Here is a 24,359-nt window from a genome sequence, read left to right as displayed (position 1 = left end):
CGAAAGAAACGGAGACATCGCCATGCAACCAAGAAATCTGCTGACCCTCCTCGGGACGTTGACGCTGCTGGCCACCCAGGCCGTGGTGGCGCAACCAGCCTATCCGTCGAGGCCGATCAAGGTGATCGTGCCCTACGCCGCCGGCGGCGGTACCGATACGGCGGCGCGCGCCATGAGTCAAAAGCTCGGCGAGCTGCTCGGCCAGCCGGTGATCGTCGAAAACAAACCGGGCGCATCGACGCAGGCAGGCACCGCCTACGTCGCGAAGGCAGCGCCCGACGGCTACACCCTACTGATGGGAACCGCCAATCTGGCGACCAACGTCCCGCTGTTCGCCAGGCTGCCCTACAACGCGCAGCAGGATCTGGCGCCGGTGTCGCTGGTGACCAGGGTGCCCGTCTATGTCTTTGCCAACGCGAAGTCTTCCGTCAAGAGCATCGCCGATCTGATCGCGCAGTCGAAGAGCACGGCGGGCGGCCTGTCCTATGCAACGGCAGGCAACGGCAGCATTCCCCACCTGGCCGGCGAGCTGTTCAAGGCCGAGTCGAAAAGCCATCTGGAACACATCCCGTACAAGGGCAGTGCCGAGGCCGCGACCGCGGTGATCGGCGGGCAGGTGCCGGTGAGCTTCGACAACCTGCCCCCGATGCAGGCGCACGTCAAGTCGGGCGCAGTGGTCCCGCTGGCCATTGCGATGCCGGCACGCTCCAGCCTGCTGCCCAACACGCCGACCCTCAAGGAACTGGGCTACCCCATGGAGGCCTATTCGTGGTGGGGCATCCTCGCGCCGCACGGCACGCCCGCGCCCGTCGTCGAACGGCTCAACAAGGAGATCCAGAAGGTGTTGCAGACCCCGAAGATCCGCGAGGTCCTGCTGCAGCAAGGCATCGAACCGGTCGGCAGCACACCGGCGGAATTCGCTGCACACATCCGGCAAGAAACCGCGAAGTGGACCCAGGTCGTCACGAGCGCGGGCATCAAGCCGGAATGAGTCCATGCACACGTTCAAAGCCTTTCGCCTGCTGGCGGGTGACAGCGCACCGATTCGCCAGTTTGCCGAGCTGTCCGTCGACGATCTCAGCCCCGGCAATGTCGTCATCGACGTCGCCTTCTCCAGCATCAACTACAAGGATGCCCTCGCCTCGAAAGGCCTCAACGCCATCATCCGCGCGTGGCCCCGGATCGGCGGCATCGATCTGGCGGGCACCGTGCGCGAATCGGCCGATCCGCGCTTCAGGGCCGGCGACGAAGTCGTCGTCCATGGCTTCGGCATCGGCGTCGACCATGACGGCGGTCATTCGCAGGTCGCCCGGGTGCCGGGCGACTGGGTGATGCGCATCCCCGACGGACTGAGTCTCTTCGATGCCGCCGCGCTGGGCGCAGCCGGCTACACCGCGGGTCTGTCGCTGCACCTGATGGAGCTCAACGGGCTCGCACCCGGGCAAGGTCCGGTGCTGGTCGACGGCGCGACGGGCGGCGTGGCCAGCGTGGCGATCGACATGCTGGCGCGGCGCGGCTATCAGGTGACCGCGATGAGCGGCAAGATCGCCGAGGCGCCGTATCTCGAGAGCCTGGGCGCCAGCGAAGTCATCGGTCGCGTTGCGCCGGAGGACAAGCCCAAGCCGCTGGAAAAGGCCCGGTGGGCCGGCGCCGTGGATTCCGTGGGAGGCGCCACGCTGGCCTGGCTGACCCGCACGATGCAGCCGGGTGGCGTGATCGCCGCCTTCGGCAACGCCGGCGGCGCCGAACTGGCCACGACGGTGCTTCCTTTCATCCTTCGCGGCATCCGGCTGCTGGGTGTCAATGCCAACTCGCCGATGCCGCTGCGCGAGGAAGTCTGGAACAAGATCGCCAGCGAATACCGCCCTGCCCGTCTGGCCGAGATTGCCGGCGTCATCGGCATGAACGAGTTGCCCGAGCACCTGGACCGCATGCTGGAGGGCCGGCTTCGCGGACGCACCGTCATCGACATGCGCCGCTGAGCTGGCACCGGATGGGGCCCGTTAAAATTCCCGCGTTGAAAGGACTCCCCATGACCTCACGCGACATCTTCGTGGTCGGCACCGCCCGCACCGCCATCGGCACCTTCGGCGGCGCGCTCAAGGACGTGCCCAACACACAGCTGGCCACCACCGCCGTCAAGGCCGCCATCGAACGCAGCGGCGTCGCGCCGGATGCGATCGGCCACGTGGTGATGGGCAACGTGATCCCGACCGACGTCAAGGACGCCTACCTCAGCCGCGTCGCCGCGATCGATGCCGGCTGCCCGATCGAGACGCCGGCCTTCAACGTCAACCGCCTGTGCGGCTCGGGCCTGCAGGCGATCGTGTCGGCCGCGCAGGCGATTGCGCTCGGCGACTGCGACATCGCCATCGGCGGCGGCTCCGAATCGATGAGCCGCGGCCCCTACTTCGATACCTCGGCACGCTATGGCGCGCGCATGGGCGACGCGGTGCTGGTCGACTACATGCTCGGCATCCTGCACGACCCGTGGGAGAAGATGCACATGGGCATCACGGCGGAGAACGTCGCGGCACGCTACGGCATCACGCGCGACCAGCAGGACGCGCTCGCGGCCACGAGCCACCAGCGCGCCGCGGCCGCCATCGCCGCCGGCCGCTTCAAGGCACAGATCGTCCCGGTCGAGGTGAAGACGCGCAAGGGCGTCGTCGTGTTCGACACCGACGAGCACGTGCGCGCCGACACCACGGTCGAGACGCTCGCGAAGATGAAGCCCGCGTTCAAGAAGGACGGCCTGGTCACCGCCGGCAATGCCTCGGGCATCAACGACGGCGCGGCCGCCGTGGTGCTGGCCGAGGGCGCGCGCGTGAAAGCGCTCGGGCTCAAGCCGCTGGCGCGTCTCGTGGGCTACGCGCATGCGGGCGTCGAGCCGGCGTACATGGGCATCGGCCCGGTGCCGGCCACGCGCAAGGTGCTGGAGCGCACCGGCCTGAAGGTCGGCGATCTGGACGTCATCGAGTCGAACGAGGCCTTTGCCGCGCAGGCCTGCGCGGTCATCCAGGAACTGGGCTTCGATCCGGCCAAGGTGAACCCCAACGGCTCGGGCATCTCGCTCGGTCACCCGGTGGGCGCGACCGGCGCGATCATCACGACCAAGGCGATCGCCGAGCTGCACCGCACCGGCGGGCGCTACGCGCTGGTCACGATGTGCATTGGCGGCGGCCAGGGCATCGCCGCGATCTTCGAGCGCGTCTGACTCCGGGCGGCGCGCCGCCCGCAGCTTCTTCAACGGCCCTGGTACAGCGTCACGACGCAGGCGCCGCCCAGCCCAAGGTTGTGCTGCAGCGCGTTGCGCGCGTTCGGCACCTGGCGCTGCTCGGCCGTGCCGCGCAGCTGGTGCGTCAGCTCGTAGCACTGCGCGAGGCCGGTGGCGCCGAGCGGATGGCCCTTCGACAGCAGACCGCCCGACGGGTTGGTGACGACCTTGCCGCCATAAGTGTTGTCGCCCGCGTCGATGAATGCGGCGGCCTCGCCTTCCGCGCACAGGCCGAGGGCCTCGTAGGTGATCAGCTCGTTCTGCGCGAAGCAGTCGTGCAGTTCGACCACGTCGAGATCCTGCGGGCCGATGCCGGCCTGCGCGTAGACGCTGCGCGCCGCGGCCTGGCTCATCCCGTAGCCGACGAGTTGCATCATGTCGCGGCTGTCGAAGGAATCGGGCTTGTCGGTGGTCATCGATTGAGCCGCGATGAAGACACCGGCGCGCAGTCCATGGCGCGCGGCGAACGCTTTCGACACCAGCACAGCAGCCGCGGCGCCGCAAGTCGGTGGGCAGGCCATCAGCCGCGTGAGCACGCCGGGCCAGAGCATCGGCGCGTTCATCACGTCGTCGACCGTGAGTTCCTTTCGCAGCAGCGCGAGTGGATTTCGCGCCGCATGGCGGCTGGCCTTGGCGCGCACCTTGGCAAAGGCTTCGAGCGGCGTGCCGTACTTGCGCATGTGGCTCTGGCCAGCGCCGCCGAAGTAGCGCAGCGCGAGCGGCAGCTCGGGCATGTCGACCAGTTCAGCGGCCTCGCGGTCGAAATCCTCGAACGGGCTCGGCCGGTCGTTGAACACCGTGCCGAGTGCGCCGGGGTTCATCTGCTCGAAGCCGAGCGCGAGCACGCAGTCCGCGGCGCCGCTCTCGATGGCCTGGCGCGCGAGGAACAGCGCAGTGGAGCCGGTCGAGCAGTTGTTGTTGACGTTGAAGATCGGAATGCCGGTCATGCCCAATGCGTAGACCGCCTTCTGGCCGCTGGTCGAATCGCCGTAGACATAGCCGACGTAGGCCTGCTCGATCGCGTCGAAGCCGATGCCCGCGTCGGCCAGCGCGAGTTGGCCGGCCTTCGCGGCCATGGCGGGGTACGGTTCGTTGGCGCCGGGCTTCACGAAGGGAATCATCCCGACGCCTGCAATGAATGCCTTGTCCTTGTTTGCCATGGGTTCCTCAATGCGCCCGGCCGGCCTGCCGGGCCAGCATCTCGGCGCGAATGTCCTTCTTCATCACCTTGCCGACCTTGGAGCGCGGCAGGTCGGGCCAGATCTCCACCCGCTTCGGCGCCTTGACGCTGCCGATGCGCGCCTTCACGAAGGCAACGATCTCATCGGGCTGCACGCTGCGGCCCGCATGCAGTTGCAGCACCGCGACCACCTTCTCGCCCCACTTGTCGTCGGGCAGGCCGATGACCGCGCTGTCCTGCACGTCGGGGTGCTGCATCAGCGCCTGCTCGACCTCCACCGAATAGACGTTGAAGCCGCCCGTGATGATCATGTCCTTGGCGCGATCGACGATGTAGAGGAAGCCGTCGGCATCGAGCCGGCCGATGTCGCCGGTGTGGTGCCAGCCGAAGCGGCCGACTTCCTCGGTCGCTTTCGCGTCCTTGTAGTAGCCGCTCATCACGAGCGAACTGCGGATCACGATCTCGCCGGTCTCGCCGACCGGCAGCAGCCGGCCTTCGCCATCCATCGCGGCGACCTGCACCAGCGGACCCGGACGGCCGGCCGACGAGAGGCGCTCGCGCGCCACCGAACCGTCGGCGTGAAAGTGTTCCTTCGGCGCCATCGTCGAAATCATCATCGGCGCCTCGGTCTGGCCGAAGAGTTGCGCCATCACCGGGCCGATCTTCGAAAGCGCCTCCTCCAGCCGCGCGGCCGAGATCGGCGCCGCGCCATACCAGAAGCATTGCAGCGAATCGAGCCGGGTCGCCGCCAGCTTCTCGTGCTGCAGCAGCATGTAGATCAGCGTCGGCGGCAGGAAGGTGTGGGTGACGCGGTGCCGTTCGACGAGCGCAAGGAACTCGCCCAGATCGGCCTTCGGCATGATCACCACGCGGCCGCCGAGCGCCATCACCGGCAGGCACAGCACGCCGGCCGCATGCGTCAGCGGCGCGAGCGCGAGATAGACCGGGCGGCCGTCGAAGGGATAGCCCATCAGGGTCAGCGCCGACATCGTCTCCAGGTTGCGGCCCGACAGCATCACGCCCTTGGGCTGGCCGGTGGTGCCGCCGGTGCCGGCGATCATCGCCAGATCGTCGACCGTGGCGATCTCCAGCGGCGCGGCGCCCACGCCCTCGACCCATTGCGCCCAGGACGGCGCGAAGGGCTGCACCGCATCGAGGCAGACGAACACCCGCACCTTCGGCAGGTTCGCGCGCATCTGCTCGACCATCGGCGCATAGGCGCTGTGGAAGATCAGGCAGCTGCAGTCGAACGCGTCGAGCACGAAGCGGTTCTCGGAGGCTTCATTGCGCGGATTCACCGGGCACCACACCGCGCCCGCGCGCGAGATGCCGAATACGCAGGCGAAGGCCAACGCATCGTTGCTCGAGAGCACGGCCACCTTGTCGCCCGGCGCGATGCCCGCGCGCTGCAATGCGCGCGCGACACGGTGGCTGATGCGCTGCACCTCGCCGTACGAATGGTCCGTGGCGCCCATCGTCAGGCAGGGTGCGTCCTCGCCGAGCATGGCTCCCTTGTCGAGGTAGTCGATCAGGCGCATGCGCGGGCTCCGGTCAGTGGTGCACGCTCAGCACCGGCGCCTGCACCAGGCCGAAGCCGCGCAGCGCGCCCAGCAACTCGTGATGGCCGAAGGCCTGGCAACCCGAGGCGAAGCCGACGCGTCTTGGCGCCTGCTGCAGCAGCGCCGCAGCGGCGAAGGCCTGCAGCAGTCCGGTCTGCTTGTAATTGCAGTTGCCGAAGATCACGCAGTGCGCGCGCGCCAGCGGGCCCGATGCATGCACCGAATCCACCGACTTGTTGATGCGCGGGTTCTCGCGCGGCGGCATCGTGTTCATCACGCCGGCCGCGGTCTGCGCCAGTGCGGCGTAGCGGTCGTCGGGGTTCATGCCTTCGGTGGCCTTCAGCGCGGCGGCGACGATCTGCGGCACACCCAGCATCAGCGGCTTGTTGAACACACCGCCCAGCACCTTGACGTTGGCCACGCGCGGATCCTTCTTGAACCACACGGGGTGCGAGGTGCCACCCCACGGCAGCGCCAATGCGGCTTCATGCTGGCCCGGGATCGACAGGCTGTAGAGGCCGGCATCGGGCTGCCATTCGACGTAGCGATTCTGTTCGAGGTAGAAGGCCTTCGAGGTCGCCGCGTTGACGAGGATGGTCTGCGTCGAGGCGATGGTCGGGCTGCCGCCCCAGAACACGGCGATGTCCAGCGTGTCCAGGCCCGGCGTCTCCAGGCACAGCTGCGCGGCGATCTCGCCGGTGGTGTACATCTGCGCGAGGCCCGGCGACAGCAAGAGGCCGGCTTCGGCGAACTTGGCACCGAACTGCTCGTCGAGCGTGATGAGCCAGTCCTGCTCGCCGGTGGTGTCGGTGTAGTGGCACTTGGACGCCAGGCAGGCGGCAACGACTTCGGGCCCGAATCGGGCGAACGGGCCGACGGTGTTCAGCACCACCGACGCGCCGCGGAACAGCTCGGTCAGCGCTTCGACGGTGTGCGGCACCTCGATCACTTCGTAGCTCGCGGTCTCGATGCCGGCGACGTTCGATTTCATCGCCGCATTCAGCTTGTCCGCGCTGCGGCCCGCAGCGATGAAGGGAATGTTGTACTCGCGCAGGTACTCGCAGACCAGCCGGCCGGTGTAGCCGGAGGCGCCGTAGACCACGACGGGCTTCTTCGTGTTGCTCATGATCGTCTCGTCCTTGTTCGTTGGTGCGTGCTGCCGCTTGTCACATGCCCATGCCGCCGTCCACCGGCAGGCCCGCGCCGGTGATGAAGCGCGCCGCGTCCGAGCACAGGAACACGACCGCGTCGGCCATGTCGGCGACCTCGCCGAGCCGGCCCGCGGGCGTCTGCTCGACGATCGCGCCGACCGCCGCTTCGGGCGACGGGAACAGGCCGGCGGCGACCACGTCGGCGGCCAGCTTCATGCCCATCTCGGTGGGCACCAGCCCCGGGTAGATGCAGTTCACGCGCACGCCGTAGCCGAGCTTGCCAGCCTCCATCGCGGCCACGCGCGTGAGGCGGTCGACGGCCGACTTGGTGGCCGAGTAGCCGGCGATCGCGGGGAAGGCGATGGTGGCCGCGACCGACGAGATGTTGACCACCGCACCGCCCTTGCCCGCGCTGCCGCCCGGGCGCATGGCGCGGAATGCGTGCTTCAGGCCGAGCGCCGTGCCGACGATGTTCACGTCGAGCATGCTGCGCAGCGTGGCGGGGTCGATGTCGGCCACCAGCGCGGTGACCTCGATGCCGGCGTTGTTGATCAGGATGTCGAATCCGCCGAGCGTCTCGACGGTGGCCTTGACGGCGGCGAGCCAGTCGTCTTCCAGCGTCACGTCGAGCTTCACGAAGCCGGCTTTCGCGCCACCGGCCGAGAGCTTGCCGGCCGTGTCGCGGCCGATCGACGTGAGCACGTCGCCGATCATCACCGATGCACCGGCTGCCGCCAGCGCCTGGGCCATGCCTTCGCCGAGGCCGCGTGCGCCCCCCGTGACCAGGGCCCTGCGGCCGGTCAGATCGAACTTCGTCATGTCTGTCTCCTGTGATTTTTGGACGCCCGTCAAGGAGCGCGAATGGATCGTAGGAGTCGTCTTGACGACTGTCAAGAAAATACTGGGCAACCGTCAAGCGCACGAATCCGGCGCGCTCGGCGCCCTAGGCAAGCCGTGCTCCGGCTCTCTACAATCTCGGCATGGACAAGACCCTACGCAAGCCGGATGACAAGTTCGCCGAGCGCCGCACCGAGCTCGGCGAAGCCGCGCTGCAGACCCTGGGCGAACTGGGCTACGCGCGCACCAGCCTGCGCGAGATCGCGCAGAACTCGGCGTTCTCGCATGGCGTGCTGCACTACTACTTCACCGACAAGATCGACCTGATTCTGTGCAGCGTGCGGCAGTACAAGGCGCGCTGTGTGACGCGCTACGACGAGGTGACGGCCACCGCGACCCGCTTCGACGAACTGCTCGAAGGCTTCGCCGACGCGCTCGGCGACACGCTGCGCACCGAATCCTCGATGCATCGCCTCTGGTACGACCTGCGCTCGCAGTCGCTGTTCGAGGAGGCCTTCCGCGCCGACGTGGCGGCGATCGACAAGAGCCTGGAGAAGATGATCTGGCGCGTGATGCTGCGCCTCGCGGAACTCGCCGGCGCGCCCGTGGGCGCTCCCAGCCACCTCGCCTACGCCATGTTCGACGGCGTGTTCCAGCAGGCCCTGCTGCGGCACCTGTCCGGCGACAGGAAGGCGATCGCCTCGATGAAGGCCAGCGTCCGGTTGATCGTCGCGCAGCTCATCACGCCGCCGGAGGCTGCGCCGGCGCGCAAGCGCAAGGTGGCCATGGCCTGAATGAAGGGCTGAATCCGAGCCCCGGCACGATTCAAGGGCCGGCTTCGTGGCCGAGCGACAGCCCCCAACGCAACAGCCACCAGTGCCACTTGGCGACGGTGTGGAGGGGTTTCCCGCTGGCCGGATCGGGGATCGGCTGGCCGTGGACCATCTGGTGCGTGACCGTCGAGGGCGCATCGGGACGGAGCTGGCACTTCCAGTTGCGGCCGTCCTTGATCTCGCAGTCCGTGAACTTGCCCGAGGTCTCCGAACCGCCGGCGTTCCAGACCAGCACTTCGCGGTGCGCCTTGAGGATGCGAAAGCGCACCCGGTGCGCGGCGACCATGCGCCCATTGCAACGCTGCCCCTGCCAGCTGCCCTGCTGGCAGTCGACGGTGTAGACGGTGCGCTCGCCTTGCAGCGTGATCTTGTCGCCGAGCCAGAGTATGGAGGCGAGCAGCGCCATGCCCACCAGGATGAAAATCAGGAATCGCATCGACACATTGTCGTTCAGCCGGGCCCCGGCGTTGCCGGCCTCGATCGCGCTGGGTCTCAAGGCTTGCGGTCCGGCCTGGCGGTCGGAGCGCGGCGGCCCTCGCGGACCGCCATGACGATCATGACGACCAAGGCACAGAGGGCCAAGGAAACGAGTATCTGGGTACCGGACATGGAAGCGCTTTCTGGGGTGGGCTCACATCCTACGCGTGCGCTCCTGACTGGACGCCCACGTGGGTTTGCAGGTGTTGCGCTATCCGGTGACGATCGGCCTTGATCGAGCCCCCAGCCCGGCCAAGGCGCTGCGCGCCTAGTCCTTGAACGAGGGATCGATTTTTTCCATCAGCCGCAGCATGGCAGCCAGCGTGAGTTCGCCATCATCGCCATCCAGCACCTGGGCATGTTTTGCGGCCACATCGGCAGACACTTTTCGGATGGGGACGTTCATCGCGAGCGCACTGGTCTGCACGCGGCACGCAGTTTCAAACCAATAGAGGCGCTGGAACGCCCGCGCAATCGAAGTACCGCACGTCAGCAGGCCGTGATTACGCAGGAGCAGATAGTTTCGATCGCCAAGACTTTCGACCAGTGCGGCGCAGTCCGATGCATCCGCATGAACCCCGGCGAAGTCGTGGTAGCTCACGCGCCCGTGCGCAGCGGAACCCGCGAAATCCACGGGCAGGATTTCCGTGTCTGACGCCGCCATGGCCATGCCCGCGGTAGTGTGCGTGTGCATCACGCAAACAGCGTCTTCGCGGGCTTGGTGAATCGCGCCGTGGATAAAGAATCCAGCCGGGTTCACCGGGTACTTGCTGGGTTCGACGATGTTCGCGTCCACGTCGATCTTCACGAGGTTCGACGCAGTGACCTCATCGAATCTGAGGCCGAATGGGTTGATCAGGAAGTGCTTATCTGGTCCGGGAACCGCGACCGTGATATGTCCAAAGATGAGGTAGTCCCAGCCCAGATATGCGAAGAGCCGATAGGTCCCCGCCAGCTGTACGCGCAGCTCATGCTCCGAGGCTGCCTGGGGGCCGCGGCTGAGTTCCGCGAGCGAACGCACCGTTCCATAACTTCCCACGACGGCTCCTTACGAAAAGTTGTTGAACGCAATGGCACCGGCATTGCGATATTTTTGTATCGTATAGAGAACCTCTGACTTACGCAAGCGGCGCCGGCCCCTCTGCCGCCGCTATCCTTTGGACAGCGCTTTGCTCGAAGGGTGACCCAGCGCGGCGGAAATCTCGGAGGCGGTTCTCACCGCGATCGGCATGAGTTTGGCTGCCACTTCTTTCACGCTCCACCTCGACGTCGGGACCGCGATGTTCACTGCTGCAAGAATGCGTCCGGCCCAATTGAAGACGGGTGCAGCGACCGAGATATCGCCAACGAAAGCCTCCTGATTGCTGATGAAGTAGCCGTTGCGCCTGATCTGCTTGAAGGTGCCAACGATCTTCTGCTTGTCAGTGATGGTGTAGGGCGTATAGGCCTTGATGTCGGACTTCTCGAGGATCCAATTCGATTCGACCTCCTCCATGTACGCCAGGATCGTACGACCGGGCGCGGTACAGAAGGCCGGCAACTTCGAGCCTATGGACAGGTCCACGCTGATCTGATGGAAGCCTGGATAGCGCATCAGGTACACGACACTCAACCGATCGAGGAGCGTGAGATTGATCGTCTCTTCAGTCTGAAGGTTGGCAGCTCGCAGGAAGTGCGACGCCTTCTCCCGCAAGCCTTCGGCTCCGAGGTACGACTGCGCCAAATCCAGAATCTGTGCGGAGATCGAATAGGCCTTGGTCTCCTTGTCCTGGTTCACATATCCGAGCGCCGTGAGCGTATGCAGGAAGCGCTGAGCCGAGCTCTTCCCCATCGCCGTCACCTTGACCACTTCGGACAGGCCCATGGGAATTGGCGAGGTGCCGAGAATGCGCAAGACCTCGAACGCCTTTTCAACGGATCCGACAAAAAGGCCGCTTTCAGCCTTTCCCGAGGTTCTCTCCTCGTTCGCGGCATCACCTGTGGAATCTTCGGTTTCGAGGGGGGCGGCTGTGCGGTCTTCGCCAGGGCGGGCTGCCATACATCTCCATTCGGCTGAAATTTGGTGTCTAGTATGCGGCTTCAGGCATCGTTGACGCCTTGACGGTATCGCAATAAGATCAAAGTATATCGAGTATTGATGCCCCTGCGTACGGGCGACAGGGAGCACTGCGATGATCGGCTTCTGTGAATCATCTTGCTGCCATTTCCGACTTGAAACCGCTCGGAGTCTTGACCCCGTGGCAACGTGAGACCGTCGAGTCGGTCCCCGTTGCAGACCACCACGTCTTTGCCCAAACAAGGCAGTCCGTGCGGAGATATGCACCCGACGCCGTCGAGGACAACGTCCTGGATCGTCTGTTTCGTGCCGCCGTCGCGGCGCCCTCCGCTCACAACCGGCAACCCTGGCGCTTCGTGGTGGTCACTGAAGCGAGCCCCAAACAGCGAATTGCAGAAGCCATGGGAGCGAAACTGCGCGCGGACAGGCTCGCCGATGGCGACACCCACGGCGATGTCGAGGCCGATGTCGCGCGATCCAGAAGTCGAATTTGCGAGGCACCCGTGCTGGTGTTTTCGTTCGTCACCATGGAGGACATGGACGCGTATCCGGACGCCAAGCGCCAGGCGGCCGAGTATCAGATGAGCGTTCAAAGCACTGCAATGGCCACTCAAAACCTTCTCGTGGCCGCGCACGCGGAAGGTCTTGGTGCCTGCATCATGTGCGCCCCGCTGTTCTGCAGTGACGCAGTCACGCAAGTGATCGGTGCACCGCGGAATTGGACAGCCCAGTCACTGGTGACTCTCGGCTGGCCAGGCATCGTTCGCCCTCCTCGTGAACGACTGCCGTTGTCAGCTGTTGTCTGGCAACTGCGTTCCGAGTAGCCGCCCTCGAGAGAGCGGTCTGCGGATCCAGGATTGCTCCTGGATCTCACTTAGAACCGGTCAGCCCGATAGGCTTGAATATCGATCGCCGGTGTCTTGCCGGCAATAAGATCGGTAATTACCTTTGAAGTCATCGGCGCACACGTCATTCCCAGGTGCCCATGGCCGAACGCAAAGTAGACCGAGGGATAGTTGGATGAGCGCCCAATAACCGGAAGTGAGTCAGGCAGGCATGGGCGATTTCCCATCCACTCGCTGTATTTTGCCGCACGCAGGCTAGGAAACAGGGCTTTGCTATGCCTGAGGAGCGCCTCCACGCGACGCGAGTTGGTCGGGGCCGTCAGGCTTCCGAACTCCACCGTTCCAGCGACGCGAAGGCCTTGCTCCATGGGTGTGGCAAAGCACTTTGTCTCCGAAGCAACCACCGGGCGCTTGATCTCCACGCCTGAATCGGAAAACATGACGTGATAGCCGCGTTGGGACTCCAGTGGCACGATGTCGCCCAACTGTGAGGCGAAGGGAAGAGACCAAGCTCCCGCGGCCACCACGATGTGATCGGCATCGATCGTTTCATTGCCGGCAAGGATTCGTACGTTCTTGCTTGCATCGATTTCAAAGCCGCGCACCGCGACCTCTTTGATGACCCCGCCGTTCTTCTGAATCGAGGCTCCGAGTTCTCTGATGAGTCGCGACGGATTAATGATCATTCCCTCGTTGGGAAGATAGATGCCATGCGTAAAGGCAGGTGCGATCGCTGGCTCGAGATCTCTGATTTCGCCTCGGGACACTTCCTGGACGGTCACGCCGCGTGCGCGGCGCAAGGACCAGCCTGCCGCATCCTTCTGGCGTGCTTCCTCGCTCGAGTAGACCTGGAGCTGACCGGTCACCTGAAGGAGAGATCGCGCGCCGATCTGATCGACGACGTCCTGATAAATCTGAATCGAAGGAGCTGTGAGCGCCTTCAAGGCATGCGATATTCGCTCGACACTGTCAGGCTTGGACGCTGCGAGGAAACGAACGAGCCATGGCAAGACTTGTATGGCATGGTCGCCTCGAATATGCAGAGGCCCATCCGGATCAAGCATCCAACCGGGAACCTGTTTCCACATCCCAGGCATGCCCAGCGGGGCGACGGACCCTGCGCTCACACTGCCGGCGTTTCCGGTGGAGCAACCCAGTCCGAATACTTCCCGCTCGAGGAGCGTGACCTCGAAGCCCGTGCGAATCAGGTTCCAGGCGGTCAGCATGCCGACGATGCCACCGCCAATAACGACCACCCGACGCGATGCGTTGTTGTTTGCTTTGATCATGGCGTCGTTGTCAGTCAATACGCGTCGATTTGCGCGCGATGAACCGGCCATGGCCGGGGCTGCCGACAAGTGCGCCGTCCCGCATGACGGTCGTTCCCCTCACCATCGTCAGGATGGGCCACCCTTTGAGTGACCAGCCGTCGTAGAGGCTGTAGTCAGCGAAGGAGACGAAATCCTGGGCCCGCATGATCTTTTCCATCTGCAGATCGACGATCGTGAGATCCGCGTCATATCCGATCGCAATATCGCCCTTGAAGTCGCCGATGCCAAAGATGGTTGCCGGATCCTTGCAAAGAAGTTGAGCGATACGTTGCAGGCTCAGCCGCCCCTTGTGATAGCCCTCGCTGAGCAAGACCTGGAGAATCGTCGGCGTGGCCGGAAAGCCCTGCGACGATTGCCAGATGTCCTTTTCCTTTGTTGCCTTCTTGCGCGCGACGTGGTCCGCGCCCACCACCTGGATCGTGCCGTCGGCGATCGCTTCCCAGAGTGCTTCGACGTCGTCTGCTGTTTTCAGCGGGGGATTGGCCTTACCCATGCTTCCGATGTCGGAGTCCATGGTGTGGGTGAGATATTGCGGGCAGGTCTCGGCGTGCACGAGATTCGAATGACGACGAAACGCCCGAATTTCGTCGAGGGCCAGTCGGCTGGTGACGTGTACAAAATAGATGGAGCAATGGGTCTGTTTCGCGACGTACAGCGCCTTGACCGTATCCAGCGCTTCGTTGATCGTGGGTTTGGATTCGCTCCAGGCTCGCAATGAATCTTTCCCTTCGCGCTGCAGCTTGGCGCGTGTGCGCCGAACAATCTCGATGTTCTCGGGATGGATCGATAGCTTCGCCTGGGGATATCGGGCAACCGCTTGCATGAGATCGAGCATGAAGCCCTCATCGGCTCCTGTGAGGCCAAGGTAGAGGCCCTCGTCTCCCTTGAAGTTCGTGAAATACTTGAAGGACGTCACGCCGAATTCTTCGACGTAGCGGGGCACTTCTTCCAGATGCTCCTCTTTCGCCATGCCGAAGTGGTAGGCGAAATCGATGTGAGCCTGGCTTTCGCCCAAGGCCTTCTGCTTCGGGAAGGTCTCGGAATAGGGAACGCTATTGAGCAGGTATCCGAGCACGGTCGTGAAGCCGCCCTGGGCCGAGGCGCCGGTCTCGGTGGCGTACTCGTCGGGACTGCCGGCGATCCCGAAGTGCATGTGGGCATCGATGAGCCCCGGGAAGACAAACTTGCCCGCGGCGTCAATCGTCTCGCTGGCGGTGTTCGGCAGACCGGGTTCAAGGATGGCGGCAATCTTTCCGCCCACTATCCCGAGGTCGACCCGGCCCTCGCCGCGGTCGGGGAAGACAACGATGCCATTACGGACAATGCAATCGAACTTCATGCGATGGTCTCCAGAACGTTCGCGAAAAAATACCGATCCCGCTCACCGCGCGATCTCGGCCGCCATGAACAAGGCGGCTGGCCTCTTTCGTGCGAAGGAGGGCTCCGAAAGGCTTGACCTCAATGTCGGATCGGCATACGATAAAAACGTATCTTATTAAGATACTCGGGAGCCGTCAAGGAGATGGCTGGGCCCGGAACCGTTTAACCTTGAAGGAAGCCCATGAGCAAGAAATTAGTCGTAGGTTCGGCACAGACCGGGCCGGTTGCGTCGGATGACATGACCTCGATGGTCCCTGTTGCAATATCAATGATCGAACAGGCTGCGGAGCGGGGCGTGAAGATGCTCACCTTCTGTGAACTGTTCATGTCGCCGTTCTTTCCGAACAAGCTGATCGAACAGTTCGACCACTTCTTCGTGCGCTCGGACTCACCGGTTCTTGCGGAAATCCGGGCGGCGGCCAAGAAGCACGAGATGGCCTTGATCCTGCCTTACGGTGAGAAGGCCGATACCGGCATGTACAACTCCGCCATGGTGTGCGACAGCAAGGGCAAGGTCGTGGGCACTTATCGCAAGACCCACATCCCCGCATACTTCCCGAACGAGAAGGCGGGCGGCACGGGCAGCTTCGAGAAGTTCTACTTCACGCCAGGCAACGACTTGCCGGTGTTCGACGTCGACGGCGTGCGCATCGGCGTCCAGATCTGCAACGATCGTCTCTATCCAGAGCCGTCGCGCGTACTCGCAATGCGCGGCGCAGAAATCATCTTCATGCCAATCTGCTACTCGGTGTACAGCGACCCGGAACATCGCAATGCGATGTGGCCCCTCGCGATGCGCTCACGGGCACTCGAGAACGGCGTGTACGTCGTGGCGTCCAACAAGGTGGGTGCCGAGGGCGTTCGCGAGCACCTCGGTCGCAGCATGATCGTCGACCCGCGCGGCACGATCCTCAATGAGGCGAGCAACTCCACGGCCGAACTGATCGTGCAGGAAATCGATATCGACAATGTCTCCGCGCAACGCAAGAAGTTCCCATGGTGGCGCGACCGTCGCCCTGACCTGTACGGCATCCTCTCGAGCGGCGAGTAATCCCGTACCCCGTGCTCTCGACTCGACTTGGCTGCGCAAGGCGCAGCCAACGTCGGATCATCCGGTGTCGCCGGCCTCTGTCCGCGACGCCGTACATCCAGCCCTGCTTCCAAGGAGTAAAGAGATGAAATTCAGTGTTGGCACCTATCCCAACGTCAGTGCGCAAGAAATGGTCGCGACGGGGGTTCTGGCCGATCGCCTCGGCTTCCACACGATGTGGGTGCCCGATTCGCACCTGCTATGGCGCGAGGCCTATGTACTGCTCGGCGCCATCGCGAGCCAGACAAGCAGAATCCGACTCGCGACCGCAGTGACGAATCCGATGACGCGGCATCTCACCGTGACCTCCAGTGCATTCTCGACGTTGGACGAACTCAGCGGCGGCCGCGCGACGCTGGGCATCAGCGTCGGAGATAGCGCGCTGAAGACGATGGGTCTGCAGATCTCGACGGTGGACAACTTCGAGGCGTCGCTCAAGATGATTCAAAGTCTCTTGCGCGGCGAAACCGTCGATGTGCCTGGCGGCGACACTGCGACCATCAGTCACGCCAAGAATCGCAAGGTCCCGGTCTACGTGGCGTCGACCGGTCCCCGGATGCTCAAGTTGGCGGGTCGAATGGCCGACGGCGTCGTCCTGATGAACGGTGTGGCCCCCGATCTGCTTCAGGCTGCGATCGACAAGGTGCACGAAGGAGCCAAAGAAGTGGGGCGCGACCCGAAAGAGGTCAAGATCGTCGTCTGGGCTGCCTGTCATGCCAATGACCAGAATCCTGCGGAATCGATCAACGCGGTGAAGTACAACATTGCCCGCGCCATTCTTCGAGGCATGCCTGGCGATGTCGATGACCTGACCAAGGCAACGGCGGAAAAGGTCAAGCAGGCCTACAACTATGCGCAGCACGGAAGTGCGGAGGCAGACTTCGCGGCATTGGTTCCGGATGAGCTCGTCCCGCGATACACGTTTGCCGGTACCGGCGCTGACGTCAAGAGGCAAGCGCAAAAACTCGAGGGGATGGGCATCGACGAGATCGCCTTCGCCATTCCCGATGCCGCAAGCATCAAGCCTCGAGACGAGGTCATCGAGGTTCTCGCAGCAAACGTACTGAAGTAAACGTTTCGAGCCATGGCCGCGCTGTTTCCGGCATCGACATCGATCACGTTCTTGACCGGCTTCCTCGGGAGTGGCAAGACGACGGTCTTGAACGTGCTGTTGCGTGACCGTCGTCTGAAAGATACGGCTGTCATCGTCAACGAGTTCGGCGAGGTCGGTCTGGATCATCTTCTGATTTCGCAGGCGGATGAGAACGTTGTCCTGCTCGACTCCGGATGTATCTGCTGCACCATCGGCAATGGCCTCAGTGAGACCTTGGAGACCCTGTACCGTCAGCGACTCCAAGGCAAAGTGCCGAACTTCAGCCGCGTGGTTGTGGAAACGACGGGCCTGGCCGATCCGTTCCCGATGCTGCGGCTCGCACTGAGCGACTACTTTGTGTCCAAGCACTTCGTGATCAACGGTGTGCTGACAACGGTTGACTCGGCCAACGGCCTGAGCCAACTGGTCAATCACAGAGAGGCACGAAACCAGGTCGCCGTTGCAAGCCGTATCACCGTCACGAAGACGGATCTGTGCACGCCGCACGAGGTCGAGCAACTGAGCGACGCGATCCGAGGCATCAACGCGAATGCGGTCGTGACTGAGTCGGGCCAGTCTCCTGCGGGCGACGTGATGCTTTCGGACGAAATCTACGAATTCATCATCAATCGCCCGGCTGCCGAAGAATGGTTGAAGGAAGCCGTGAGTTCGCACGCATTGTCGAGCGCGGACCACGGCCACGCTTCAACGATGCCCGGTCCGTTCAACCATGACGAGCGCATCGAATCGCATGCTTTCTATTGGGATGAGCCCGTTGCGTGGGATCGCTACACGGGTTGGCTGGATCAGCTGCGCACGCTTCCAGCCGAGGACCTCATGCGGGTCAAAGGGCTCGTGGCGCTGGGCGAAGGCCAGAAGCCGTATGTCATTCAGGGCGTTCAGCACGTCTTCGCAGCGCCATTGAGGCTTGCTGCCTGGCCATCCGAAGACCGTCGAAGTCGGTTGGTCGTGATCGCGAGGGGCGTGCAACGCCCGGCGCTCGACCGCATTTTTTCCAGCTAGAACAAGTCAGGCCCACGGCCTTTGGAACCAACATGAGCACCAACAGCAGCACTCTTTCAGATTCAACGATCGCGATCCTGGGTGGGACGGGCCCCCAGGGGCAAGGACTGGCGCTTCGATTTGCGCGAGCCGGCGTGCCGGTCGCCCTCGGTTCTCGCGATGGGGAGCGCGCGAAAGCCATCGCCGCCGAACTCAATGCCAAGCTGAGCGCTTTCCCCGAATCCTGCTTCATCACCGGTGTCGACAATCACGCTGCAGTGGAGGCGGCACCGCGCGTGGTCATGCTTGCCGTACCGTACGCAGGGCACGATGACACCTTGCAATCGATCAAGGCGGCACTTGCGGGCAAGGTCCTCGTGGATCTCGTGGTGCCTCTCGCCCAAGGCAATCCGAGAGCGGTAGCCATGCCCAAGGAGGGGTCGGCCACGGAAGCTGCGCAGGCCCTGCTTGGCTCGGAGGTCAAGGTTGTCGGTGCGCTGCACAACGTCTCCGCGCATACGCTCAATGCGCTCCATGAGTCGATCAACTGCGACATCCTCGCCTGTGGCGACGACGTCGAGTCAACGGATGAGGTGGTCGATCTCGTCGAGCGCTTGGGTGTCAGCGCCTACAACTGCGGGCCGGCGCTCAATGCCCGTTGCATCGAAGCCATCACGCCGATGCTCATCCGGCTCAACATCAGCAAGAAGGTGCCGTTCAGCCATGCAGGTATTCGCATCTGGGCGCCCGGCACACACGCGGCCTAGACAAGCGCCAAGTCCTGAACACTTCACGAATCGAAACCCATGTCCATCCAGAGAATCAAAGTCGGGCCTCGGCTGTCGAAAGTCGCCGTTCACAGCCAGGTCGCCTACTTCGCCGGCCAGGTGCCGCAGGATCCAGATGCCGGCATCGAAGGTCAGACGCAGCAGGTGCTCGCCCAGATTGACGGCCTTCTGAAGGAGGTCGGCTCCGACAAGGCGATGATTCTGCAATGCCAGATCTTCCTCTCAGACATCAAGAATATGGATGCGATGAATGTCGTCTGGGACAGGTGGGTTGCGCCAGGCAACTCGCCGCCTCGCGCGACGGTCGAGGCCAGGCTGGCAAACCCGAAATGGCTGATCGAGATCGTGCTGTCTGCGGCAGTTGCTTGAGGAATGGGTGTGACTGCTTCTGAATTCCTTCTCTACGAACATGCGGAGGGAACGCTTCTGAGGCGACTTCTCGAGCGCGCTGCGGAGAAGCGCGACGAGGCCTGGGGAAAGACAGCGACGTACTCACGCAAAGTTTTCATCCCCTTGACCAATCTATGCCGTGACAGCTGCGGCTACTGCACCTTCGTCAAGCAACCGGGCGAGCCCGGCGCGGGATACCTCGGCCCGGATCAGGTCATGAGCATCGTGAGGCGAGGCCAGGAACTTGGGTGCAAAGAGGCTCTGTTCTCGCTCGGCGAGAAGCCCGAGCTTCGATATCCCGAGGCTGCCGCCATGCTGCGCGACCTCGGATACGAGACGACGCTGGACTACACAGTCGCGATGTGCAGGATGGTGCTCGAGCACAGCAGCCTCGTGCCACATGTCAATCTAGGGACGATGACTCGTGCCGAGATGGCGCGAGTCAAACAGGTGTCGGGCAGTGCCGGCCTGATGCTGGAGAACATCAGTCGCCGGCTGGTGCGGACAGGCATGGCCCACCACGCCTGTCCCGACAAGGTGCCCGTGCAGAGAATCCGAACATTGGAAGCCGCGGGTCTGGAGTCGGTGCCCACGACGACCGGCATTCTGATCGGTATCGGAGAGACCTGGTCCGAACGCCTCCAGAGCCTCCAGGCGATCGCTCAGATCCACGAGCAGCATGGGCATATCCAGGAGGTGATCGTGCAGAATTTTCGCGCCAAGCCTGGCACCTTGATGGCGCGGCATCGGGAGCCAGATCTGACGGACATGCTGCGCACGCTCGCTGTGGCGCGATTGATTCTTCCAGCGTCGATCTCGCTGCAGGCGCCACCCAATCTGAGCGAAGAGTTCGAGGCCTATCTGGACGCTGGCATCAACGATTGGGGTGGTGTCTCGCCATTGACGGCCGATCACATCAATCCCGAGCGGGCCTGGCCTGCGGTGGACGAGATCGCTTTCCGTTCGGAGGAAAAGGGAATCCGGTTGGTTGAACGCCTCACCACCTATCCTGCTTACCTGAATCAACCCGAGCGGTACACCGCTGAACTGCCCAGAGCTGCGCTGAGGCGCCTGGCGCGCGCGGACGGCTATGCCTTGAATCAGGCGCACCACCCGATGGACCCGGCTGCGTTGGTCAGCTGAAGGAGGATTTGAACATGCCGAGCCCCGAAAACCATCAACCCAAGGCGCTTGACCAATTGGACGTGCCGATCGAACAGCTCCTGGGGCCATGCAGTGCCGCAGTACGCGGTGTGATCGACCGTATCTTGAGCGGCACGGAACTCAGTCGATTGGACGGGGAAATTCTCTTCCGTGCTTCAACCCAAGAGCTGCCGGCGCTGATGCGCGCCGCCGACATCGTGCGGCGGCAGCGGTCCGGCAGCGATGTGAGCTTTGTGATCGTCCGAAACATCAACTTCACCAACGTCTGCTACATGGGCTGCCGCTTTTGCGGCTTTGCCAAGCGCAAGGAAGACGAGGAGGCGCAGTGGATCGGCATGGAGGAGGTGGCGCATCGCGCGCAGGTGGCCTGGGATCGTGGCGCGACGGAGGTCTGCATGCAGGGCGGACTTCACCCCGATCTGCCCCCGACGTACTATCGCGACTTGACGCGCGCCGTGAAGAAGCAGGTTCCCGGGATGCATATCCATGCGTTCTCGCCTTTCGAGATCTGGTTCGGCGCCCACAAACGCAAGATGCCTACGAAGGAGTTCTTGTTGGAGCTCAAGGATGCGGGATTGGGGTCCATGCCTGGCACGGCGGCTGAGATCCTAGATGTCGAGGTCCGTCGAAAGTTGACGCGGAACAAGCTGACGACGCAGGCATGGGTCGAAACAATCCGAGCCGCGCACGAAGTCGGTCTGCGCAGCACGTCGACGATCATGTACGGCCATGTGGATGGACCGGAGCATTGGGCCGCGCACATCGATCTGCTTCGCTCGATTCAGAAGGACACGGGTGGATTCACGGAGTTCGTGCCGCTGGGCTTCGTGCATTCGGAATCGCCGCTGTATGTCGAGAAGGCGATCCCCGGGGTTCGTGCGGGTGCGACCATGGAGGAGCACATCAAGATGCATGCCATCGCCCGCTTGATGTTGACGAAGTGGATCGACAACATCCAGGTCTCCTGGGTGAAGCTCGGCGCCGAGCGTGCTGCAGACTTGCTGCACGCCGGCGTGAACGACATGGGTGGGACACTCATGGACGAGTCCATTTCGCGGTCGGCAGGTGCGGACTTCGGAGAGGAGCTGACGCCGCCGGAGATGGTGAAGCTCATTCGCCACACCGGGCGAAGGCCGGTTCGACGCAATACGCTCTACCACGTGGTGGAGGCCTATGACGACCACGATCCGATCGACCTGGGTACGTTGAAGGCGCGGGCCCATGATCCGATCAAGTTCATCAAGAATGCGGCCACGCAGCGGGAAATCGCATGACCAGCCGGCCGGAATGTCTGAAGGTCGTCGTTCTGGCCGGCGGTGTCGGCGGCGCAAGGATGGCTCGGGGATTTGCGCGCATTCCGAGCGTGAAGCTGAGCGTCGTCGTGAACGTCGGCGACGATGACTGGTTCCATGGGCTGAAGGTATGCCCGGACCTGGACACTGTGTTGTACACGTTGTCGGGTGTCGTCAATCGCAGTCAGGGCTGGGGCGTTGCAGATGACGCGACGCGCGCGCTCGACACCTTGCGAAAACTCGAATCTCCCGACACCTGGATGACGCTCGGCGATGCCGACCTGGGACTTCACATCTACAGGACGCAGGCCTTGCGATCAGGGCAAATGCTGACCCAGACCATGTCCCATGTGGCGCGGCGCTTTGGACTCGGGGCGTCGCTTTTGCCGGTATCCGACCAAGAGTGCCCGACACTCGTCGATACCGAAGAGGGACTGCTGCGCTTCCAGGAATGGTTCGTCAAGTCACGTGGAATGCCGCGGGTTCGGGGACTCAGCTTCCAGGGAGCGGCGCAGGCCAGCGTCACCTTGGAAGTCAGCCAGGCGTTCTCGAACGCGGACCTCATTGTGATTGCGCCTTCGAATCCCTTGCTGTCGATAGATCCGATGCTTGCGATCCAGGGCTTTCGCACGCTTGTTTCGGAATCGAAGGCACCTCGGGTCGCCATCTCCCCGTTGATTCGAGGTCGCGCAGTGAAGGGGCCCCTCGTCAAGCTGCTCGAAGACCTCGAGGCCCCGGCGACTTCCGAGGCCATCGCAAGCCACTATGCAGGCCTCGTGGACGCCTTCGTCGTCGACCAGGAGGAGCCTGCCGAGGTGGTTGCCGGCGTTGCGCATCACATGCGCGCGTTGCAAATGCCGACGCTCATGTCCGATGAGGCGCGCTCGCAAGAACTGGCTGGCAAGCTGCTCGCCTGGCATCAAAGTATTTGAGACGACATGAAGACCGTCATCGCGATTCCAATGAAGGACACGGCGGATGCAAAGACACGATTGGCGCCTGTTCTTTCTCCGGCTCGGCGTGCGCACCTGGCACTCACCCTGTTCGACCGCGCGGTGGACTTCTTCGGTGCGAGCGTGCCCCGCGCGGAGCGCGTGGTCATCACCTCATCGCCTTCGATTGCCACTCGCGCGCGCGCGGCGGGAGCCATGGTGTTGAGCGAAGGACGTGCGCAAGGCCTCAACCGGGCTGCTGCGATCGCGCTGAGTTGGGCGCGTGCGAACGCCTTCGATCGCCTTGTCATCGTGCCAGCCGATATTCCGGTCTGGCTGTTTCAGGAGGTCGAGGTGCTGCTGACGGCCATGGTCGAGCGCGACGTGGTCATCGCAGCTGCGCACGACGAAGGGACCAATGCGCTGGCGCTCAACCCCGCGCGCGTGGGGGAGTTCGAGTTTTCCTATGGCATTCAATCGGCTCTCAAGCACGAGGCGGTGTGCCTGGCGCGTGGGCTCAGCCATGAGACCCGGCGTTTCCCATTCCTCGGCCACGATATCGACACCATCGAAGATTGTCTGGTGTTGAGCCAGTCGCTGCTCGAAGCCAAGGTTCATTGAGGAGCATCGTGCGCGTCGAACTGTTTTCACTTCCAGCCATCCCTGAAGTTCATCCCGGGGACGTGTTGAGCACGCTCATCGATCGCGCGATGCGTGGCATGGGCGAACGGTGGCAGGAAGGCGATGTCATCGCCATCGCCCAGAAAATCGTCTCGAAGTCCGAAGGGCGTTTTCGATGTCTGGCCGACATTGCGCCCGGTACACGGGCGTTGGAGATCTCTCATCAGTGCGGCAAGGACGCGCGCAAGGTTCAGGCCATTCTGGACGAGAGCACGGACATCCTGAGGGTCGTCCCCGCGCCCCCCGACGGCATCATCATTGCCCGGCATGTGCAGGGGTGGGTCTGCGCGAACGCGGGTATCGATGAATCGAATCTGGGTGACGCGGAGGGACAGCTTCTGCTGCTTCCGCTCGATCCGGACGCCAGTGCTTCTCGAATTGCCTCGGACATCGAGGCAGAGAGTGGCATCCGACCTGGCGTGGTGATCACCGATACCTTCGGCAGGCCGTGGCGAAAAGGGCTAGTCAATATCGCTCTTGGTGCAGACGGCATCGATCCTTTCGTGGACTGGGTAGGCCGCAATGACGCCTACGGCCGCCGCCTGGCCGTGACCCAGCAGGCTCTTGCCGACGAAGTCGCCGCAGCCAGCGGCCTGTTGATGGCCAAGGATGCTGCAACGCCGGTGATCGTGTTGCGCGGGCTGTCGTGGGCCCGAAGCGACCAACCCAGTTGCCGGCGCTACGTGCGGGCGCTGACTGAAGATCTGTTTCAGTAGACGCGCATCGCGCTGACATTGCTCGCTCGCCTGCCCACGGTCGCTGGTGAGCTTCGAACGAGTTGCGCTCGGAACGCTTGAGCGAGCGAGCCCCTGCGCATGAATGGCGCACTTCCCGCACGATCGCCGACGCACCTCGCCGGCATGACGCGCGCACGGATGCGCGCAATGCGCACGCGGACAGGGCACGCCGGCGCCTTCCGATTGAAATCAGCGGGAAAACCCTAGGCACGCTTCATGCATTCCAGCTTGCCCATCTGGCAGGATCGCCATACGATAAAAGAA

Annotated in this window: 24 protein-coding genes; 15 read left to right on the top strand and 9 right to left on the bottom strand. The window is 63.5% G+C overall.

What is annotated here, in order from left to right:
• Positions 1 to 22: 22 nt before the first annotated feature.
• The 3 genes from WDLP6_RS32625 to WDLP6_RS32615 are packed head-to-tail and all read left to right on the top strand — an operon-like array spanning position 23 to position 3,217.
• Positions 23 to 991, top strand: a complete 969-nt coding sequence (locus WDLP6_RS32625; protein ID WP_162595426.1) for a tripartite tricarboxylate transporter substrate binding protein — start codon at positions 23 to 25, stop codon at positions 989 to 991.
• A 4-nt stretch (positions 992 to 995) separates the two neighbouring features.
• Positions 996 to 1,982, top strand: a complete 987-nt coding sequence (locus tag WDLP6_RS32620; RefSeq protein ID WP_162595425.1) for an oxidoreductase — start codon at positions 996 to 998, stop codon at positions 1,980 to 1,982.
• A gap of 50 nt (positions 1,983 to 2,032) precedes the next feature.
• Entirely contained in the window at positions 2,033 to 3,217 is a 1,185-nt protein-coding gene (locus tag WDLP6_RS32615; RefSeq protein ID WP_162595424.1) for an acetyl-CoA C-acyltransferase family protein, read from the top strand.
• Positions 3,218 to 3,246: 29 nt separating this feature from the next.
• Here WDLP6_RS32615 and WDLP6_RS32610 read toward each other — a convergent pair whose 3' ends face one another.
• From WDLP6_RS32610 to WDLP6_RS32595, 4 genes are read right to left on the bottom strand one after another with little or no spacing between them, the layout of a single operon-like run.
• Entirely contained in the window at positions 3,247 to 4,437 is a 1,191-nt protein-coding gene (locus WDLP6_RS32610) for a lipid-transfer protein (RefSeq protein WP_162595423.1), read from the bottom strand.
• Between the two features lie 7 nt (positions 4,438 to 4,444).
• Positions 4,445 to 5,995 (bottom strand): AMP-binding protein, encoded by a 1,551-nt coding sequence (locus WDLP6_RS32605; RefSeq protein WP_162595422.1) that lies wholly within the window; start codon positions 5,993 to 5,995, stop codon positions 4,445 to 4,447.
• A gap of 13 nt (positions 5,996 to 6,008) precedes the next feature.
• On the bottom strand, positions 6,009 to 7,142 hold the full coding sequence (locus tag WDLP6_RS32600; protein ID WP_162595421.1) for a DUF5938 domain-containing protein: 1,134 nt from the start codon (positions 7,140 to 7,142) through the stop codon (positions 6,009 to 6,011).
• 40 nt (positions 7,143 to 7,182) lie between these two features.
• The gene (locus WDLP6_RS32595; protein ID WP_162595420.1) at positions 7,183 to 7,986 is read right to left on the bottom strand and encodes an SDR family NAD(P)-dependent oxidoreductase; all 804 of its coding nucleotides are present in this window, start codon (positions 7,984 to 7,986) and stop codon (positions 7,183 to 7,185) included.
• A gap of 161 nt (positions 7,987 to 8,147) precedes the next feature.
• On the opposite strand from WDLP6_RS32595, the gene WDLP6_RS32590 reads away from it, so the two are divergent.
• Complete coding sequence (locus tag WDLP6_RS32590) at positions 8,148 to 8,798, top strand: TetR/AcrR family transcriptional regulator (RefSeq protein ID WP_162595419.1); 651 nt, start codon at positions 8,148 to 8,150, stop codon at positions 8,796 to 8,798.
• A gap of 31 nt (positions 8,799 to 8,829) precedes the next feature.
• Here the strand turns inward: WDLP6_RS32590 and WDLP6_RS32585 are convergent, their stop codons facing one another.
• The 3 genes from WDLP6_RS32585 to WDLP6_RS32575 form a co-directional block, all read right to left on the bottom strand.
• On the bottom strand, positions 8,830 to 9,273 hold the full coding sequence (locus WDLP6_RS32585; protein ID WP_162595418.1) for a hypothetical protein: 444 nt from the start codon (positions 9,271 to 9,273) through the stop codon (positions 8,830 to 8,832).
• A gap of 309 nt (positions 9,274 to 9,582) precedes the next feature.
• Complete coding sequence (locus WDLP6_RS32580) at positions 9,583 to 10,353, bottom strand: class II aldolase/adducin family protein (RefSeq protein WP_232077657.1); 771 nt, start codon at positions 10,351 to 10,353, stop codon at positions 9,583 to 9,585.
• A 111-nt stretch (positions 10,354 to 10,464) separates the two neighbouring features.
• On the bottom strand, positions 10,465 to 11,352 hold the full coding sequence (locus WDLP6_RS32575; protein WP_162595417.1) for an IclR family transcriptional regulator: 888 nt from the start codon (positions 11,350 to 11,352) through the stop codon (positions 10,465 to 10,467).
• A 146-nt stretch (positions 11,353 to 11,498) separates the two neighbouring features.
• On the opposite strand from WDLP6_RS32575, the gene WDLP6_RS32570 reads away from it, so the two are divergent.
• Positions 11,499 to 12,194 (top strand): nitroreductase family protein, encoded by a 696-nt coding sequence (locus WDLP6_RS32570; protein WP_162595416.1) that lies wholly within the window; start codon positions 11,499 to 11,501, stop codon positions 12,192 to 12,194.
• 50 nt (positions 12,195 to 12,244) lie between these two features.
• Here WDLP6_RS32570 and WDLP6_RS32565 read toward each other — a convergent pair whose 3' ends face one another.
• Positions 12,245 to 13,504: an NAD(P)/FAD-dependent oxidoreductase gene (locus tag WDLP6_RS32565; protein WP_162595415.1), complete on the bottom strand. Its 1,260-nt coding sequence runs from the start codon at positions 13,502 to 13,504 to the stop codon at positions 12,245 to 12,247.
• 10 nt (positions 13,505 to 13,514) lie between these two features.
• Positions 13,515 to 14,885 carry a dihydroorotase gene (locus WDLP6_RS32560; RefSeq protein WP_162595414.1) on the bottom strand — a complete coding sequence of 457 codons (1,371 nt, stop codon included), beginning with the start codon at positions 14,883 to 14,885 and terminating at the stop codon, positions 13,515 to 13,517.
• A 222-nt stretch (positions 14,886 to 15,107) separates the two neighbouring features.
• Here WDLP6_RS32560 and WDLP6_RS32555 point away from each other — a divergent pair, with 222 nt between their 5' ends.
• The 10 genes from WDLP6_RS32555 (at position 15,108) to cofE (ending at position 24,074) form a co-directional block, all read left to right on the top strand.
• A complete protein-coding gene (locus tag WDLP6_RS32555) occupies positions 15,108 to 15,977 on the top strand; it encodes a carbon-nitrogen hydrolase family protein (protein WP_162595413.1) in 870 nt (289 codons plus the stop codon).
• A gap of 124 nt (positions 15,978 to 16,101) precedes the next feature.
• Positions 16,102 to 17,088, top strand: a complete 987-nt coding sequence (locus WDLP6_RS32550) for an LLM class flavin-dependent oxidoreductase (RefSeq protein WP_162595412.1) — start codon at positions 16,102 to 16,104, stop codon at positions 17,086 to 17,088.
• 12 nt (positions 17,089 to 17,100) lie between these two features.
• Positions 17,101 to 18,132, top strand: a complete 1,032-nt coding sequence (locus tag WDLP6_RS32545; protein WP_162595411.1) for a CobW family GTP-binding protein — start codon at positions 17,101 to 17,103, stop codon at positions 18,130 to 18,132.
• A gap of 32 nt (positions 18,133 to 18,164) precedes the next feature.
• Entirely contained in the window at positions 18,165 to 18,878 is a 714-nt protein-coding gene (npdG, locus tag WDLP6_RS32540) for an NADPH-dependent F420 reductase (protein ID WP_162595410.1), read from the top strand.
• A 39-nt stretch (positions 18,879 to 18,917) separates the two neighbouring features.
• On the top strand, positions 18,918 to 19,268 hold the full coding sequence (locus WDLP6_RS32535; protein ID WP_162595409.1) for a RidA family protein: 351 nt from the start codon (positions 18,918 to 18,920) through the stop codon (positions 19,266 to 19,268).
• Positions 19,269 to 19,277: 9 nt separating this feature from the next.
• A complete protein-coding gene (gene cofG, locus WDLP6_RS32530; RefSeq protein ID WP_232077655.1) occupies positions 19,278 to 20,432 on the top strand; it encodes a 7,8-didemethyl-8-hydroxy-5-deazariboflavin synthase CofG in 1,155 nt (384 codons plus the stop codon).
• 14 nt (positions 20,433 to 20,446) lie between these two features.
• Positions 20,447 to 21,727, top strand: coding sequence for a 5-amino-6-(D-ribitylamino)uracil--L-tyrosine 4-hydroxyphenyl transferase CofH (gene cofH / locus WDLP6_RS32525; RefSeq protein WP_162595407.1), 1,281 nt, complete (start codon positions 20,447 to 20,449; stop codon positions 21,725 to 21,727).
• Positions 21,724 to 22,677 carry a 2-phospho-L-lactate transferase gene (gene cofD, locus WDLP6_RS32520; protein ID WP_162595406.1) on the top strand — a complete coding sequence of 318 codons (954 nt, stop codon included), beginning with the start codon at positions 21,724 to 21,726 and terminating at the stop codon, positions 22,675 to 22,677. Before cofH ends, cofD begins: the two co-directional genes overlap by 4 nt.
• A 6-nt stretch (positions 22,678 to 22,683) precedes the next feature.
• Entirely contained in the window at positions 22,684 to 23,298 is a 615-nt protein-coding gene (gene cofC, locus WDLP6_RS32515) for a 2-phospho-L-lactate guanylyltransferase (RefSeq protein WP_162595405.1), read from the top strand.
• A gap of 8 nt (positions 23,299 to 23,306) precedes the next feature.
• Positions 23,307 to 24,074, top strand: coding sequence for a coenzyme F420-0:L-glutamate ligase (gene cofE / locus WDLP6_RS32510; RefSeq protein ID WP_162595404.1), 768 nt, complete (start codon positions 23,307 to 23,309; stop codon positions 24,072 to 24,074).
• The last annotated feature ends 285 nt before the right edge of the window (positions 24,075 to 24,359 follow it).

Origin of the sequence: Variovorax sp. PBL-E5 (genome assembly GCF_901827185.1) — a bacterium.
Classification (GTDB): Bacteria; Pseudomonadota; Gammaproteobacteria; order Burkholderiales; family Burkholderiaceae_C; genus Variovorax.
This window is presented reverse-complemented; position numbering and strand designations above follow the sequence as displayed.

Coding starts and splice junctions, on each gene's coding strand:
- WDLP6_RS32595 (WP_162595420.1), bottom strand. CDS start 7,986: ATGACGAAGTTCGATCTGACCGGCCGCAGGGCCCTGGTCACGGGGGGC.
- cofH (WP_162595407.1), top strand. CDS start 20,447: ATGCCGAGCCCCGAAAACCATCAACCCAAGGCGCTTGACCAATTGGAC.
- WDLP6_RS32560 (WP_162595414.1), bottom strand. CDS start 14,885: ATGAAGTTCGATTGCATTGTCCGTAATGGCATCGTTGTCTTCCCCGAC.
- WDLP6_RS32550 (WP_162595412.1), top strand. CDS start 16,102: ATGAAATTCAGTGTTGGCACCTATCCCAACGTCAGTGCGCAAGAAATG.
- WDLP6_RS32600 (WP_162595421.1), bottom strand. CDS start 7,142: ATGAGCAACACGAAGAAGCCCGTCGTGGTCTACGGCGCCTCCGGCTAC.
- WDLP6_RS32605 (WP_162595422.1), bottom strand. CDS start 5,995: ATGCGCCTGATCGACTACCTCGACAAGGGAGCCATGCTCGGCGAGGAC.
- cofC (WP_162595405.1), top strand. CDS start 22,684: ATGAAGACCGTCATCGCGATTCCAATGAAGGACACGGCGGATGCAAAG.
- npdG (WP_162595410.1), top strand. CDS start 18,165: ATGAGCACCAACAGCAGCACTCTTTCAGATTCAACGATCGCGATCCTG.
- WDLP6_RS32610 (WP_162595423.1), bottom strand. CDS start 4,437: ATGGCAAACAAGGACAAGGCATTCATTGCAGGCGTCGGGATGATTCCC.
- WDLP6_RS32555 (WP_162595413.1), top strand. CDS start 15,108: ATGAGCAAGAAATTAGTCGTAGGTTCGGCACAGACCGGGCCGGTTGCG.
- WDLP6_RS32535 (WP_162595409.1), top strand. CDS start 18,918: ATGTCCATCCAGAGAATCAAAGTCGGGCCTCGGCTGTCGAAAGTCGCC.
- WDLP6_RS32585 (WP_162595418.1), bottom strand. CDS start 9,273: ATGCGATTCCTGATTTTCATCCTGGTGGGCATGGCGCTGCTCGCCTCC.
- WDLP6_RS32590 (WP_162595419.1), top strand. CDS start 8,148: ATGGACAAGACCCTACGCAAGCCGGATGACAAGTTCGCCGAGCGCCGC.
- cofD (WP_162595406.1), top strand. CDS start 21,724: ATGACCAGCCGGCCGGAATGTCTGAAGGTCGTCGTTCTGGCCGGCGGT.
- WDLP6_RS32565 (WP_162595415.1), bottom strand. CDS start 13,504: ATGATCAAAGCAAACAACAACGCATCGCGTCGGGTGGTCGTTATTGGC.
- WDLP6_RS32545 (WP_162595411.1), top strand. CDS start 17,101: ATGGCCGCGCTGTTTCCGGCATCGACATCGATCACGTTCTTGACCGGC.
- WDLP6_RS32575 (WP_162595417.1), bottom strand. CDS start 11,352: ATGGCAGCCCGCCCTGGCGAAGACCGCACAGCCGCCCCCCTCGAAACC.
- WDLP6_RS32615 (WP_162595424.1), top strand. CDS start 2,033: ATGACCTCACGCGACATCTTCGTGGTCGGCACCGCCCGCACCGCCATC.
- WDLP6_RS32620 (WP_162595425.1), top strand. CDS start 996: ATGCACACGTTCAAAGCCTTTCGCCTGCTGGCGGGTGACAGCGCACCG.
- WDLP6_RS32625 (WP_162595426.1), top strand. CDS start 23: ATGCAACCAAGAAATCTGCTGACCCTCCTCGGGACGTTGACGCTGCTG.